The following is a 14336-nucleotide window of genomic DNA, read 5'->3' as shown; positions in this document are numbered from 1 at the left end:
CTCTCTCCCAAGGGCATTTCGTCCTCTGTATGCGGTAGTTCGTACGTCGAACTACCGCATTCAGAGGACGAAATGCGTTCTAGGCGGTGACCCGCACCACAGTTGGCGGGGCGGTCGCCGATGTTATGAACGTTGTTGCGCGTAAGTCAACGAGTTCGCTCAACTTCAAGCGTCAAACGTGCACTTTGTGCGTGGAAAGTCCAAGTGAGGCCGCACGGAAGTCCAAGGGGTCAGTCGGGGACCAGCGGCGGGTCGTCGGGAGGCGGGACCCGCGAGCTCCAGCCGCCGGGGACGGCCTGGACGCGTGATTCGCGGAAGCGCCCGGGGGAGACGCCGACCCGGCGGGTGAAGAGCCGGCTGAAGTAGGCGGCGTCCTCGTAGCCGATCGCCTGGGCCACCTCCTGCACCGGCATCCGGGTGGTGGCCAGGAGCTCCTTCGCGCGGTTGAGGCGGAGCGTCAGCAGGTGGTCCTTCAGCCCCGATTCGGTGCTCCGGCGCACGGCGGCGCGCAGTTCGGACAGCGTCATGCCGCGACGGGCGGCGATCTCGGCGACGCTGATCGGCAGCAGCGCGTCCCGTGCCAGCGCCTCCAGCAGGGAGCCGTCCCCGGGGGTGCTGTCGGCGGCCCGGCGCAGGGCCACCAGCAGGTGATGCACGGCCGCCGACGCGTCGACCTGGGCCAGCGGGCTGCCACCCCGCGCGCAGCGCACGATCCGGCCCACGATGTCGCGGACGGCCTCGACGTCGCCCAGCGGCACCACCGGAGTCCCTGGCGTGACGTAGCCGAGCTCGACGTAGGCCTCCACGGCACCGCCGTCGAAGTCGACGAAGCACTCCTCCCAGCCCTGCCCGGGGTCGGGCGCGTAGTGGTGCCCGACCCCGGGGACGAGCCACAGCAGGGCGGGCGCGACGACCTCCCGCCGCTCCCCGCCCGCCACGGCGAACCACCCGCGCCCCTTGGACACCACGACGGCCACGTAGTGGTCGAGCACGCGGGGACCGACGACGGGCAGGGCGCCGTGCTGGAGCCCGACCCCGAGGCACACCAGACCCAGCCGTCGATGCACGGCGGACGGTGTGAAGTACCGCATCCAGGTCCGGTAGGCCATCCCCGCATCTTCGCGCAATCACCCCAGGGCGGCGTCGAGGGTGACCGCGGCGTCGATGAGCGCGAGGTGGGTGAAGGCCTGCGGGAAGTTGCCGAGCTGCTCGCCGCTCGGCGCGATCTCCTCGGCGTAGAGACCGGCGTGGTTGGCGTAGGTCAGCATCTTCTCGAACGCCGACCGCGCCTCGTCCAGCCTGCCCGCCCGGGTCAGCGCGTCGACGTAAGCGAAGCTGCACAAGGAAAAGGTGCCTTCCGAACCGGCAAGCCCGTCCGGGGACGCCGCCGGGTCGTACCGGTGGACCAGGCTGTCGGTGACGAGATCGTTCCCGATCGCGTCGAGGGTGGACAGCCACAACGGGTCCCGCGATGGGAGGAAACCGGTGCGGGGCATCCGCAGCAGTGACGCGTCCAGTTCGTCGCCGGTGTAGTGCTGGACGAACGCCTGCCGCGTCCGGTGCCAGCCCTGGTTCAGGATCTGGTCGTAGATGCTGTCCCGCTGCCACGTCCAGTCCTCGACCGGGGCGGGACGGCCGTGCGTGCTCGCCATCCGCAGGCCGCGGTCGAAGGCGACCCAGCTCATCAGGCGGCCGTAGGTGAACGACCGGCGCCCGCCCCTGGTCTCCCAGATGCCCTCTTCGGGCTGGTCCCAGTGCTCGCCGAGCCAGTCGAGCGCCGCGCGGACGGCGGTCCAGCCGCGGTGTGGCAGCTCGAAACCCGCCCGGTCGGCGGCGAAGACGCTGTCCAGCGCCTCGCCGTAGATGTCCAGCTGCAGTTGTCCCGCCGCGTCGTTCCCGATCCGGACCGGCGTCGACCCGCGATACCCGGACCAGTGCGAGAGGTCCTCCTCGCGCAGATCCGTCGTGCCGTCCACGCGGTAGAGCACGGCCAGCGGCCCGCCCTCGGCCCGCTCGCGACCGCCTTCGCGGATCCGGTCGCCCAGCCAGCCGCCGAACCGGGCCGCCTCTTCGGTGAAGCCGATGGCCAGCAGCGCGGAGACCGAGAACGACGCGTCCCGCACCCAGGTGTAGCGGTAGTCCCAGTTCCGTTCCCCGCCGAGTTCCTCCGGCAGGCCGAGGGTGGGCGCGGCGACCAGCCCGCCGGTCGGCCGGTAGGTGAGCAGCTTCAGGGTGATCGCCGAGCGGGTCACGACCTCCCGCCAGCGACCGCGGTAAGTGGAGCGGGCCAGCCACGAACGCCACCAGCCCACCGTGTCGTCGAACAGCTCGGTGAACTCGGCGAGCCGGATCTCGCGCGGCGGTTCCGCGGTGTCCGTCTCCAGCACGACACCCCGCACCTGTCCCGCGGTCAGGCCGACCCGCAGGTGCACGTCGTTCCCTTCGATCCGCGGCTCGGCGAGGTGTTCGTCCTCGGGTTCGCGGACCGGGTGCAACGTCAGCGACATCTCGCTCGACACGAAGACGGCGCCGTGTCCGAAGAGGATCGCCTCGTGCGGGCGGCGGCCGTAGTCGAAGCGGGGCGCGACCGTCATGTCGAAGGTGATCTTCCCGCGGACACAGCGCACCAGACGGGCGATCCGGTGCTTGGCGGTCGCCGCGCCGTCGGCCGGCGGCATGAAGTCGACCACCTCGCCGATCCCGTCCGCGCTGGAGAACCGGGTGATCAGGACGGCGGTGTCCGGGTAGTACATCTGCCTGCTGGTGTACGGCCCGGCGGGGTGGACGCTGAACCGGCCGCCGCGGTCGTCGTCGAGCAGCGCGCCGAAGATCGACGGTGAATCGAAGCGTGGGCTGCAAAACCAGTCGATCGAGCCGCCGGTGGTGACCAACGCGGCGGTTTGCAGGTCGCCGATCATGCCGTGATCGGCGATCGCGGTTTCGGGCATGGCGCCTCCTCGGGCATCGGGGTGCGGTCGTGGATCACCGTCGTCGTGCCGGGCGATCACTGCCTCATCCGCCCGGGGTGAGGTGGCCGGGGTGCCCCGCACGACACCGTGTCGGGACCCGAGAAGGAAGGCCACGCCGATGATCGTTCCGCCCTTGGCTCTCGCCCAGTTCGTCGCCAGTTACGCCGCGACGACGATGACCGTGGCCGTCAGCGTGATCGCGGCGGACCTCGGCACGACGGTGCTCGGCGTCCAGACGGCGATCACGTTGTTCACCCTCACCATGGCGTCGCTGATGGTGCCCGGCAGCAAGCTGACCGACTTCCTCGGCCGCAAAAGATGTTTCCTCCTCGGCCTCGTCGTCTACGGCGGAGGCGCGCTGCTGGCGTCGGCCGCGCAGGGGACGGGGACGCTGATCCTGGGGTATTCCCTGTTGCAGGGCATCGGATCGGCGTTGATGATCCCGCCGATCTACATCCTGGTCACCGTCACCAGTTCCGACGTCGCGACCAGGGCCCGCCGGTTCGGCGTGGTCAGCGGCGCGGGCGCGCTCGGGGCGGCCGCCGGGCCGCTCATCGGCGGGCTGGTCACGACCTGGCTGGGATGGCGGGCCTCGTTTCTCTTGCAGGTGCTCATCGTCGGCCTGGTCGTCGTGCTGGCGCTGCGGCTCGTGGAGCCACCGGAAGTGCCGGCCAGGACCCGGTTCGACGTCGTCGGCGCGGTGCTCTCGGCAGCGGGCCTGTTCTTCGTCGTGGTCGGGGTGCTCCAGATGGGCACCGCGCTGTTCTGGGTGTTCGCCGCTGTCGGCGTCGCGATCCTGTTCGCCTTCGCCGCGTACATCCGCGCGCGGGAGCGGGCGGGCCGCGAACCACTGGTGTCGCCCGGCCTCTTCCGCGACCGCACCACCCGCCTCGGCCTGGTCACCCAGCACGTGCAGTGGCTGGTGCTCCAGGGCGCGTTCTTCGTGATCGCCGTTTTCCTGCAACAGGCCCGCGGCTACGACGCCATCGAAACCGGGCTGATGCTGACGCCCGCGACGGTCGGCATCCTCGCCGCTTCGGGGGCCGCGGGCCGGATGGCCCGGCGGCACTCACAGCGTCGCCTGATCCGCGGCGGCTTCGTGCTCGCCATCGCCGGACTGGTGCTCGTGCTCCTGCTGGTGCGGGCGGATTCGGGGGTGGCGAGCGCCGTGCCGGGGCTGTTCCTGCTCGGCGCCGGCGTCGGGATCATGCTGACCGCGTCGGTGAACCTGGTCCAGTCGCGCAGCCCGGACGCGGCCCAGGGCGACATCTCGGGGGTCTCGCGCAGTGTGTCCAACCTGGGGTCTTCGGTGGGGACGGCGCTGGCCGGTTCCGTGCTGGCCGGGGCGGCGGGGCACGGCTTCGCACTGGCACTCGCCACGTTGACGCTGGTCGCGGTCGTGGGGCTGATCGCCGCGCTGCTGCTTCCCCGGCCGCGGTGAACCGTCCGATGCGGACGAACGCCGGTGCCGCACGGCGGTCACGATCAGCCGCAGGGCGACGCTCAGCACCATCAGGTTCGCCACCATCTGGATCGTCACCAGGATCCGCGCGCTCGCCGAGACCGGCACTATGTCGCCGAAACCGACCGTGGTGAACATCGTGACCGTGAAGTACAGGGCGTCCGTCCTGGACAGGCCGGTGTCGAACGAACCGGGCCGGTCCTGGCCGAGGACGTAGTAGACGTCGGCGAACAGCAGCAGGAACAACGGCACGATCAAGGCCAGCGCCTGGATGCCTTGCAGGGCGGGGAACGGCGAGCGGAGGATCATCCGTACCTCGCCGACGACGAGCAGGACCACGACGGCGAGGCCGCACGCGAAAGCCGTCACTGTCCAGGCGTGCAGCCCCTGATCGACCGGGAGCAGGTAGTACAGGCACAGCAGCACGGTCACCGTGAGCAGAGGCCGCAGTACCGCCAAAGGGAAGAACCGCCATCCGGGCGCCGCGGTCAAGGCGAGAGCGCCTTCCGCTTGAGCGCCTGGAATTCCTCCTCGTCGATGACACCCTGGTCCAGCAGTCGTTTGGCCGCGGCGATCTGCTCGGCCGGGTCTTTGTCCACTGTGGACGAAGATCGGGAATGTCTGCCCTGGGTGCCGAGATAGAGCAGGACGCCGACGAACGGCAGCAGGAACACCAGCACCGTCCAGCCCGCCTTGGCCCAGCCGGACACGTTGGGCCTGCGGTAGAGGTCGGTCAGGACGAGGAACAGCAACCAGAACCAGGCGATCCAGCAGAAGAACACCAGCATCGTCCACATCAGCTCGGAAAACGGGTACTCCGAGTTCGCCACGGCCATGATCTCTCCTCACCCCGGATCGGACTTTTCCGTTTCACTCGACCGGATCCGGGCCCCGATCGCCTCACCCGAGCCGGGTGAGGCGAGCGGGGGTCATCCCGTGAAATCGCCGACCTCGGTGTCCAGCAGGCCGCGACGGAGCGCGGTCGCCACGGCGTCGCGCCTGCTGCGGACGTCGAGCTTCGCGTAGATGCCGCGGACGTGGGTCTTGACGGTGTTCGGCGAAACCGTCAGGTCCTCGGCGATCTCGTCGATCGACCGCTGGGTGGGCAGCAGGCGCAGCACGTTGCGTTCCCGTTCGGTCAGCGGTGCGGGCATCGGCGGGGTGCGCAGTTCGCGGCGCTGGGCGAGCACCTGGCCGGCGAACCGCTCGCCGGAGCCGAGTTTGCCGAGCCGCGCGGTCAGGAACGTGATGACGTCGGAAGGCGCGAACACGAACGGGAACCGCACGTCACCGGGTTCGGCGGCGCGCAAGGCGTCGTCCAAGGACCGCACCGCCCGTTCCCGCGCCTCGGCCGCCAGCGCGGCCCGTACGCCGATCAGCGACGCTTCGATCCCCGCCCACGGCAACAGCATCGGCGCGTCCTCTTCCGACAGCGAGCGCAGCACGGCACTCGCCGCGCCCTGCCTGCCGAGCCGCAGCTGGGTCCTGGCCCGCATCAGCAGCAGTTCGCCCGAACCGGCGATGATCGGCTGGGCCCAGCGGAAGGTCTCCCTCGCCTGATCCGCCGCGCCGAGCCGCAGTGCCGCACGATGTTCCAGCATCGCGCACCACGCCGCGTGCTCGGCGGAGAAGCTCCGCCCGGTGCCGAGACGCGTGCGTGCCCGGCGCATCCTCCGCAGCCCCGAATGCCAGCCACCGAGCTCGAATTCGGCCGCGCCGCGCAGGGTTTCGGAGATCAGGCCCAGGTTCCGGGCAGCCCTGGCAGGGGCGTCGCCCAGCATCCGCCCGATCTGCTTGGCGTGTTCGACGCACTCGGCGGCTTCGCCGCGCAGCAGGGAACCGTACGCGAGCTGGGCGGACACCTGGGCGCCTTCGAGCGAGCGATGCGGATCGTGCGCCGCGTGGCGGACCTGGACCCGATGGGCCAGCACGTCCATCTCCAGGTAGTCGCCGTCGGACCCGGCCAGGCCGCTCAAGGCGACGAGGCATTGGGTCACCAGGAAATGATGGTCCGCGTTCTCGGCCGCGTCGGCGACGCGGGACAGCGCCTCGCGTGCCGAAGCACGGTCGCGGCGGGCTGTCAGGGTGCCGATCCGGTGCAGCGTCGCCAGCCCGCCGAGCCCGGTGCCCGCGGCCAGTCGCTCGTCGATCTGCTCGGCCGCGCGGACGGCCTGCGCCGGACCGCGATCGACCTGGGCGAGCCGCGACCGCACCAGCTGTCGCAGCACGGTCAGCTCCGCCGTCGGTTCGGCGGGCCAGGCCACTTCCGCGCAGCTCAGCTGTGTCTCCGCCGACGACGGCTCGCCTCTCTCCAGGTGCAGCGCGGCCGAGACCAGCGCGAGCAGCGGAGAGGACACGGCCCGCTTCTCGCCCAGCACCGCGAGCGCGAGCCGCAGCACGTTGTGTTCGCCGGTGAGGAACAGATCCACCGCGTGACGGCGCAAGAGTTCGCCGACGCGGGTGGTGTTCCCCGACCGGACGCTGTGCAGCAACGCGGAAGACGGCAGGTCGTGTTCGGCGAACCAGCGCGCGGCCGCCGCGTGCAGGCTCCTCGTCCGCTCCGGCGCCCGGCGCAGCAACTCCGCCCGCAGATAGGTCCGCAGCAGGGGCGGCAGCCGGTGGCGCGCCGGGATCCCGACGGAGTGGACGACCTGCCCGGACGGCTCGCCGAGTTCGCGCAGCATCGCCTCGGCGTCCGGCCGGTCGGACAAGGCCACCGCCAGTCCTGCCGGTACTTCGTCGCAGATGCTGATCGCGCGCAACAGGTCCTGGTGGGGCACGGTCAGCGGCGCGAGCACCTCGTCGGTCAGGTAGTCGAGCACCGCCCTGTCCCGGCCCGCGAAGAAGTCGGCGAGATTTCCTTGCCGCGCGGCGGAAGCCGCGGCGAGCCGCAGCCCGGCGGGCCAGCCGCCCGTCCTGGCCACGAGCAGACCGACCTGATGCGGCGGGATAACCGGGCCGGTCGTCCCGACGAGCGTTCCGGCCTCCTCCGGCGAGAAGCGCAAGCGGTTCGCGCCGATTTCCAGGAGCCGCCCCGCGACGCGGGCGCGCACCAGCGGCAGCTGCGGCTCCTGGCGGCTCGAGATCACCAGGCGCAGTCCCGGCGGCTGATGCCGCAGGAGCGCCTGAAGTCCGCGCCAGGTGCCCGGCTCGGTGATCTCCTGAGCGCCGTCCACAACGAGCAGAACGGGTTCGTCCACCGCGTCCAGCGCGTCGGCGATCGTGGCCAGGAAGGCGAGATCCGCGCTCGGGGACGCGGGGACCGCGAGCGACCGCACCGGGTTCCCCGCCGGGATCCCGGCGCAGCCGGCGAACGCTTCGAGGACCGCTGACCAGAAGAGACGGTCGTCGTTGTCCTCCGCGTCGGCGGACACCCAGGCGACGGTGCCGCGGTGGCGGCCCGCCCAGTCGGCCAGCAGGACCGTCTTGCCGTAGCCGGCGGGCGCCCCGACGAAGACCATGGACTGCTCGGCCCCGTCGAGCGCGGCGAGCAAACGCGGTCGCGAAACGAGATCCAAGGGTGGATCGGGGATGGTCACCTTTGTCCTCGGGACTCGTCTTCGCGGCGAAATGTCATGGTTCTTCAGCATGCGCCAGCCTCCTTTGCGGCCAGTTTCACATCGTCCCGGCGGATCCTGCCACGCAATTCGCGCGTCTCACCCGCGCTGGGCGAGGAAAAGGTCCGGAGTACCCAGAATCGTGTGGCCCGTGAAGGCTCGTGGAGATTACTGGAAAAAAGAGAATGGCCGGAAACGGCCGACGTCGGTATTCATCGCGACGCAGTTCTTCTGGATCGGTCCCGTCGAGTTCGTGGTACTCGACGTCCTGCGGACCGGCCGTGTCGGACCCGAAGCGGTGATGTTCTCGGTAGCCGTCCTCCTGGCCACCTTGACCTCGGTGACCTCGATCCGCCTCGCCGTGCGGGCCGGTCTCGACCTGTTCGCGAGGCTGGTTTTCCTGCCGTCGAACACCTGGTCCTCGATCATGTCGGCGGTCGATCTGGCGGTACTCGCCGCGGCGTGGTTCCTGGCGGGCCGGGGAAAGGGGAACCGATGACGCTGTCGATTCCGGTCCAGCGTGGACCGTTGGCCGGAGTGAATTACGTCTTCCGGGGCAGTGGCCGAATCCCCGAACAGGCGAACGGGACGGTAGACGATTTCCGGGGAATGCTCGTCGTCCCGGTGGGCGACGAGGTGATCGTCTTCGGTACTGTCACCGATCAAGGAAGCATTTCCCGTATTCTGCGGACGCTCGAGGCGCTCGGGATGCGGGTGGACTCGGTACACCGGGTCCGGGAACTACCCGAATACGCAACCATTTGATATTGCGCGCCGGCCGCTGTCCGTGAAGGCCTCCTTGAGAGACTCTGGGTCCCTCAAGGAGGCCTTCACGGACTTACGGGCCGGGGGATCAGAGCCGTTCGGGGAGCGGGAACTCGCCGAACGCGGCCCGCAGCCGCGCCTCCTCCTCGTCGGAGAGGTTCGTGGTCAGCAGCGTGGCACCGGTCTCCTTGAACGGCTCGGCGACCCTGTCCAGTACGGCGCCGTCCGCCATCACGAACAGCGCGGACGTGCCCGGCGTGACGCGCGCCCGCACGGTGGCGACGAAGTCGTCGTCGATGCCGACGTGGGAGAGCGAGCCGGTCAGTGCCCCGATCGCCGCGCCGACCGCCATTCCCAGCAACGGCACCAGGAAGATCAGGCCGAACAGCAGTCCCCAGAAGCCACCACCCAGCGCGCCCGCGCCGGTCATGGAGCCGAGGTCCTTGGTCTTCGGCTTCTTCCGGTCTTCGGGCCAGGTGACATACGCCGCGTCGGCGATCGAGATGAGCTGTTGTTTTTGCAGTCGTTCCAGCAGCCCGAGCGCGTTTTCGGCGCCGTCGGCGGTGGGAAAGGCCCATACGGTCAGCGAACTCATGATGTGGTCCTCCTCGGTCGGCGAAGCGGGTTTCCGAGCGGAACTGTGCTCGGACCGCCGCCGCCCCGCATCGCCCGCGCCGTGTGAGCCGGAAACCGCTCCGGCCAGGCCTGATCTCACCTGACGCGGGCGAGGCCCACCTCCCGGTGAACGCACCATGATCGCCCGAGTCCGCAGCCTCCCCTTCGGAAAAGAGGGACCATGAGCGAAAGAACGCGTCACTGGACCACCCCGGCCGGGACCGGCCCGCCGCCGTCGCCGGATCCGGCCGTCTCCCGGTCCCACCGGTCGGGCTGGATCTGGTTCGCCGGGTCGATCACCATCATGGCGGGCCTGTTCACCGCGGTGGAGGGGCTGGTCGCGCTGTTCGACCGGAACTACTACCTGCTCGGCCCATCGGGGTTGCTCGTGTTCGACCTCGGCGCCTGGGGGTGGATCCACCTGATCGTCGGGGCACTGGCCGTGCTCGCGGGGAGCGCGCTGTTCACCGGCGCGCCGTGGGCCCGCATCGTCACCGTCGCGCTCGCCGGGTTCAACGCGCTGTCCCAGCTGGTGTTCCTGTCCGCGTACCCGATCTGGGGCGTGGTGGTCATCGCGCTCGACGTCCTGGTGATCTGGGCGGTGCTCGTGCACGGGGACGAGGCCAAATACGAGATCTGGTGACCCGTAGGCCATACCGCTGATCAGTACAGTCGTGGCCTTGACGGAACCGGGGTCGCGATCCTTCGGACGATCGAGAGGTTGACTTGCCCGCTCGAACGACATCGCGGTCCTGGCGGATTCCCGGAGCCAAGGTGACGGTGCCGCGGGTGCCGGGCATCTTCGTCCCGCGTTCCCGGCTCACGGCCCTGTTCGACCATGCCACCACCCGGCCGGTGACCGTGCTCCGGGCACCGGCCGGCTCCGGGAAGACCACGGCACTGGCCTGCTGGGCCCGCGACCGGAGGGACGTCGCCTGGGTCTCGCTCGACGACGACGACAACGACGAACGCCGTCTGTGGGCGGCGATCCTCTTCGCGTTGCGCCGGAGTCCACGCCCGCCGGAGGACAGTCCGGTGTGCCGGCTCGAACCGCCGGAACCGGGGCGGCGCACCGAGTTCCTCGCCGATCTCGGTGACGCGTTCGCCGGACCGCGCGAACCGGTGTGGCTCGTCCTGGACGACGTCCAGGAGATCACCCGCCCGGAAGCGGTGGAAGCGCTCGCCGCGCTGGCCCGGCACCAGCCGCCGATGCTGCGGCTGGTGCTGGCCACCCGGGTCGAGCCGAAGCTCCGGCTGGCCCGCCTCGAGGTGGAAGGCACGCTTTCGCGGCTCGGTGCCGCCGAACTCCGGTTCAGCGCCGAGGAAACGGCGCGCCTGTTCCGCGCCGCCGGAGCCACGGTGAGCGAAGACCGCGTCCGCGAACTCACCGAGCGCACGTCGGGCTGGGCCGCCGCGCTCGGCTGGGCCGCGGTCTCGGTGCGCGACGCCGAGGACGCGGACGAACTCGTCGCCGATGTCGGGGGCGACGAGCTCGCCGTGGCCCGGTTCTTCGCCGACGAGGTGCTCTCGCGGCTGCCGTCGGCGACGTCGGATCTCTTGCTGTGCGTCAGTGTCTGCGACACGGTGAGCGCGACGCTCGCGGCCCGCCTGTCGGGTTCGCCGGACGCCGGGGTGACGCTGGACGAACTGGAGCGGGAGACCGGGCTGGTCGTGCGCACCCCGGCCGACACCTACCGCCTTCCCGCCCTGTTGCGCGGTTTCCTCCAGGCGGAGCTGGCGCGGCGGTCGCCGGCGCGGGTGCGGCGGCTGCAGGGGATCGCCGCCCGGTGGTACGCCGAGGAGGGCAGATACGGGGAAGCGCTGACGTACGCCGTCGCGGGCCGCGACCGCCAACGCGCCCTGCGCCTGGCGCGGGACCACGCGGTGCGCCAGGTGCTGGCGGGCGACGGGGAACTCGTCCGGGGAGCGCTCGCCTATCTGGGGGAAGGGGCGCTGACGGCGAGCCCGCGGCTCCGGCTGGCGTCCGCGCTGGCCCACGTCCAGCGCGGGGAGTTCACCGCCGCCGCCACCGATCTCGGGGACGACGGCCTGCGCCTGCTGGCCGCGCCCCATCTCGCGCTGGTGACGGGGAGCCGCCCGCCCGAGAGACCGGTGTCGCCGGTCGCGCGGTCCGCCGAGGCCGTCGCGTGGGACAAGCTCGATCTGGTCTGGCAATCCCTGTACCGGGGTGCCCGCCGCCACGCCGTCACCCGCGCCGAAGAGGCGCTGCGCGCGGCGCACGGGGAACGTCTCGAACATCTCGTGCTGCACAGCAGACTCGCGCTCGCCGTCGCGACCGCGCTTCTCGGGGACCACACGGCGATGCGGCGGGCGTGCATCGGAGCGCTCGCCGTCGCGCGACGGCACGGCTGGCGCCGGTCGCCGGGCGTCGCCGAATGCCATCTGATGCTGGCCTACGACGATCTGATGCGGTTCGAACCGGTGGCGGCGGCGGGCGAGCTGGCACAGGCCCCGCGAGCGGAGGTGCCCGGATCCGCGCCGGTGCTCGGGCCGCTCCACGGTTTCTTCGAGGGCATGGTCCGCTTCGACGCCGGTGACCGGGCGGCGGGCTCGCAGGCCATGCGGGTCGCGCGGCATCGGCTCGCGGATCTCGAACTGCCTCGTGAGATCACGGCGATGTGCACGGTCGCGGAGCACCACGCCGCGCTCGTGGGCGGCGAAGGACTGCACGCGGCCGAGGTGTTCGCCTGGGCGCAGGAAAGACTCCCGGGCACCGCCGAGCTCGCCCTGCTCCAGATCCGCGCGCACCTCGCCGTCGACGAGACCGACCTGGCCGAGAAAGTCCTGCGCGCCACCGCCGCCGCTCCCGCGCTGCTGCCCGCCACGCCGGTGGACACCTGCCTGGCGGAGACCGCGCTCGCGTTGCGTTCCCACCGGCGGACCCTGGCGCTGCACGCGCTGGACCGCGCGCTCACCCTCGCCCGGCCGCACCGCCTGGTCCGCCCGTTCGCGCTCGCCGAGCCGCGGGTCAGGAATCTCTTGATCGACCATTCGGGCGGTTTCGGCTCGCTGGACGGCTTCGCCCAGTCCGTCCGCGGCAGACTCGTCCCGAACACCCCGCCCAGCGAGCTGACCGATCGGGAACAGGTCGTGCTGCAACGGCTGCCGTCCCAGCGATCGTTGGACGAGATCGCCTCCGACCTCACGGTCTCGGTCAACACGGTGAAGACCCACGTCCGGTCCATCTACGGCAAACTCGGGGTGAACAACCGCCGGTCGGCCGTGGTGGTCGCACGCCACCACGGCCTGACCTGAGCGGGCCTGACCGGAGGTGGCGGTCACCCCGACCTCCGGTCCGGCGTGCACAGCAGTGCCTCCGCCCAGCGGGCACGGGGATCGACGTCGATGAGCAGCGCTTTCGCCAGCAGGGTCGCCGGAACGGCCAGGACCGCGCCGAGGGGACCGAGCAGCCACGTCCAGAACACGAGCGCCAGTACAGTGGCCAAAGTGGACAGTCCGACCGACTCCGCCACGAACTTCGGCTGGATCAGCGACTGCACCACGAAGTTCAGCAGGACGTAGACGACGATCGTCACGAGCATGACCCGCCAGCCACCGTCGAGGAGCGCGATGAGCGCGGGTGGGATCACCCCGATCACGAAGCCCACGTTGGGCACGTAGTTGGTGACGAAGGACAGCAGGCCCCACAGCACGGCGGCCGGGATGCCGAGCAGGGCGAGCGCGACGGTGTCGAGTGCCGCCACCACCCCGCCGAACACCGTCGTCACGACCAGATAGCGCCGGGTGCCGAAGGCGAAGCGCTGCAACGACGCGCTGATCCACGGCCGGTCGCGCGCTATCCGGCCGAGCCGCTGCCCCGCCCACGCCGATTCGGTGCTCAGGAACAACATCAGCGCGAGCAGGAAGGCCAGATTCGTGGCCAGGCCGCCGACCCCGGCGAGCAGGGAACCGGCGAAAGCGACCAGCTTCCCGGTGTCCACAGAGGACAGCATCTCGCGGAGTTGCTGATGGCCGACCCCGAACCGGCCGAGGAAATCCATCCCGTTCCGGAGCAGTTCGTCGGCCTGCCCGGCGTAACGGGGGAGCAGGGCGGACAGCTGCGCGAGGGACACCACGACCACCAGGAACAGCAGGAGCAAGGCGGCGTAGACGGTGACGACCAGGACGGCGACCGTGAGCCAGCGGGGCAAACCCTTGCCGCGCAGCCAAGTGCGCACCGGGTCGAGGGTGATCACGATGACCAGGGCGAGGAACACCGGCCCGACGAGCCAGGCGACCGCGTACAGCCCGGCCAGCACGATGACCGTGGCCGCGGACCCCAGCAGCACCACCAGCGCGCGGGGCAGCGGCGCGCCGGTGGCCCGTAGGTCCTGGGGTGGCGGCGCCAGTGGTGGCGCGCCGGTGGTGGGCCGGCTGGCCAGGCCGCTGCTCGCCAGGCCGCGGAGCGATCGGCCGGATCGCTTTCGCCGCCCCGTTTTCCGGCGACGGTGGACCCATCGTGGGCGGCGGAACCGGTACGCGGGGAGTTCGTCGAGCGATGGTCGCACCATGCGGCATCCTCCGGAGACGGTTTCGGTGCGCTCCACGGTGACAGGACTTCGCCTTCGGAAGGTCACCCGGTGCGGGCGAAAGTGACCGGTTTCGTGCGCGATAGGGCGTGCCGAACGTGTCTTGGATACCTGCACGGTCGGGCGGTTTCGCGTGACCGATGGGACGGCACACGTGACTGGGCGGACGACACACGTGACTGGGTGGACGTCTCGCGTGATCAGACGGACGACACTCGGTGGGACTCGGCCATCGCAGTGTCGTCCGTCTGATCACGTGTGTCGTCCACTCGGTCACGCGAAAGTACCGGCTCGGCCCGCATGGGTCGTGAGTGGCCAGCGGACAGACCGAGCCGAACCCAAGCCCAGCAGGCAAACAAATACCAAACGGTGACTCGGTCGAGCGTGGAGGATTCGGGACGTTCAACGTCCTGAATCC

11 protein-coding genes and 1 pseudogene are annotated in these 14336 nt (G+C 70.7%); 5 read left to right on the top strand and 7 right to left on the bottom strand.

The window, feature by feature from the left end:
• Positions 1 to 230: 230 nt before the first annotated feature.
• Both ACFWMR_RS30105 and ACFWMR_RS30100 read right to left on the bottom strand, forming a co-directional pair.
• Positions 231 to 1109 carry a helix-turn-helix domain-containing protein gene (locus tag ACFWMR_RS30105; RefSeq protein ID WP_378380820.1) on the bottom strand — a complete coding sequence of 293 codons (879 nt, stop codon included), beginning with the start codon at positions 1107 to 1109 and terminating at the stop codon, positions 231 to 233.
• 18 nt (positions 1110 to 1127) lie between these two features.
• Complete coding sequence (locus ACFWMR_RS30100) at positions 1128 to 2948, bottom strand: glycoside hydrolase family 15 protein (protein ID WP_378380819.1); 1821 nt, start codon at positions 2946 to 2948, stop codon at positions 1128 to 1130.
• 139 nt (positions 2949 to 3087) lie between these two features.
• On the opposite strand from ACFWMR_RS30100, the gene ACFWMR_RS30095 reads away from it, so the two are divergent.
• Positions 3088 to 4410, top strand: coding sequence for an MFS transporter (locus tag ACFWMR_RS30095; RefSeq protein WP_378380818.1), 1323 nt, complete (start codon positions 3088 to 3090; stop codon positions 4408 to 4410).
• A gap of 90 nt (positions 4411 to 4500) precedes the next feature.
• Here ACFWMR_RS30095 and ACFWMR_RS30090 read toward each other — a convergent pair.
• The 3 genes and pseudogenes from ACFWMR_RS30090 to ACFWMR_RS30080 form a co-directional block, all read right to left on the bottom strand.
• Positions 4501 to 4740 (bottom strand): annotated as a pseudogene (locus tag ACFWMR_RS30090) (potassium channel family protein); the annotation flags it as partial.
• Positions 4741 to 4919: 179 nt separating this feature from the next.
• Complete coding sequence (locus ACFWMR_RS30085; RefSeq protein WP_378380817.1) at positions 4920 to 5267, bottom strand: SHOCT domain-containing protein; 348 nt, start codon at positions 5265 to 5267, stop codon at positions 4920 to 4922.
• Positions 5268 to 5360: 93 nt separating this feature from the next.
• Complete coding sequence (locus tag ACFWMR_RS30080) at positions 5361 to 8021, bottom strand: LuxR C-terminal-related transcriptional regulator (RefSeq protein ID WP_378380816.1); 2661 nt, start codon at positions 8019 to 8021, stop codon at positions 5361 to 5363.
• A gap of 118 nt (positions 8022 to 8139) precedes the next feature.
• On the opposite strand from ACFWMR_RS30080, the gene ACFWMR_RS30075 reads away from it, so the two are divergent.
• Positions 8140 to 8487, top strand: coding sequence for a hypothetical protein (locus ACFWMR_RS30075; protein WP_378280091.1), 348 nt, complete (start codon positions 8140 to 8142; stop codon positions 8485 to 8487).
• Positions 8484 to 8753, top strand: coding sequence for a hypothetical protein (locus tag ACFWMR_RS30070; protein WP_378380815.1), 270 nt, complete (start codon positions 8484 to 8486; stop codon positions 8751 to 8753). The genes ACFWMR_RS30075 and ACFWMR_RS30070 overlap by 4 nt, the downstream gene beginning before the upstream one ends.
• Before the next feature lie 88 nt (positions 8754 to 8841).
• On the opposite strand, the gene ACFWMR_RS30065 is transcribed toward ACFWMR_RS30070, so the two are convergent.
• A complete protein-coding gene (locus tag ACFWMR_RS30065) occupies positions 8842 to 9348 on the bottom strand; it encodes a DUF1269 domain-containing protein (protein ID WP_093938387.1) in 507 nt (168 codons plus the stop codon).
• Positions 9349 to 9549: 201 nt separating this feature from the next.
• On the opposite strand from ACFWMR_RS30065, the gene ACFWMR_RS30060 reads away from it, so the two are divergent.
• The gene (locus ACFWMR_RS30060) at positions 9550 to 10011 is read left to right on the top strand and encodes a DUF7144 family membrane protein (RefSeq protein WP_378380814.1); all 462 of its coding nucleotides are present in this window, start codon (positions 9550 to 9552) and stop codon (positions 10009 to 10011) included.
• A gap of 131 nt (positions 10012 to 10142) precedes the next feature.
• Positions 10143 to 12644 (top strand): LuxR C-terminal-related transcriptional regulator, encoded by a 2502-nt coding sequence (locus tag ACFWMR_RS30055; RefSeq protein WP_378380813.1) that lies wholly within the window; start codon positions 10143 to 10145, stop codon positions 12642 to 12644.
• A 23-nt stretch (positions 12645 to 12667) separates the two neighbouring features.
• On the opposite strand, the gene ACFWMR_RS30050 is transcribed toward ACFWMR_RS30055, so the two are convergent.
• Positions 12668 to 13900, bottom strand: coding sequence for an AI-2E family transporter (locus ACFWMR_RS30050; protein ID WP_378380812.1), 1233 nt, complete (start codon positions 13898 to 13900; stop codon positions 12668 to 12670).
• Between the last annotated feature and the right edge of the window lie 436 nt (positions 13901 to 14336).

It is taken from the genome of Amycolatopsis thailandensis, from assembly GCF_042723255.1.
Lineage (GTDB): Bacteria > Actinomycetota > Actinomycetes > Mycobacteriales > Pseudonocardiaceae > Amycolatopsis > Amycolatopsis thailandensis.
This window is presented reverse-complemented; position numbering and strand designations above follow the sequence as displayed.

Bases quoted from the DNA above. Each gene is read 5' to 3' on its own strand.
- ACFWMR_RS30080 (WP_378380816.1), bottom strand. From the start codon at position 8,021: ATGCTGAAGAACCATGACATTTCGCCGCGAAGACGAGTCCCGAGGACA.
- ACFWMR_RS30085 (WP_378380817.1), bottom strand. From the start codon at position 5,267: ATGGCCGTGGCGAACTCGGAGTACCCGTTTTCCGAGCTGATGTGGACG.
- ACFWMR_RS30100 (WP_378380819.1), bottom strand. From the start codon at position 2,948: ATGCCCGAAACCGCGATCGCCGATCACGGCATGATCGGCGACCTGCAA.
- ACFWMR_RS30070 (WP_378380815.1), top strand. From the start codon at position 8,484: ATGACGCTGTCGATTCCGGTCCAGCGTGGACCGTTGGCCGGAGTGAAT.
- ACFWMR_RS30095 (WP_378380818.1), top strand. From the start codon at position 3,088: ATGATCGTTCCGCCCTTGGCTCTCGCCCAGTTCGTCGCCAGTTACGCC.
- ACFWMR_RS30060 (WP_378380814.1), top strand. From the start codon at position 9,550: ATGAGCGAAAGAACGCGTCACTGGACCACCCCGGCCGGGACCGGCCCG.
- ACFWMR_RS30050 (WP_378380812.1), bottom strand. From the start codon at position 13,900: ATGGTGCGACCATCGCTCGACGAACTCCCCGCGTACCGGTTCCGCCGC.
- ACFWMR_RS30105 (WP_378380820.1), bottom strand. From the start codon at position 1,109: ATGGCCTACCGGACCTGGATGCGGTACTTCACACCGTCCGCCGTGCAT.
- ACFWMR_RS30065 (WP_093938387.1), bottom strand. From the start codon at position 9,348: ATGAGTTCGCTGACCGTATGGGCCTTTCCCACCGCCGACGGCGCCGAA.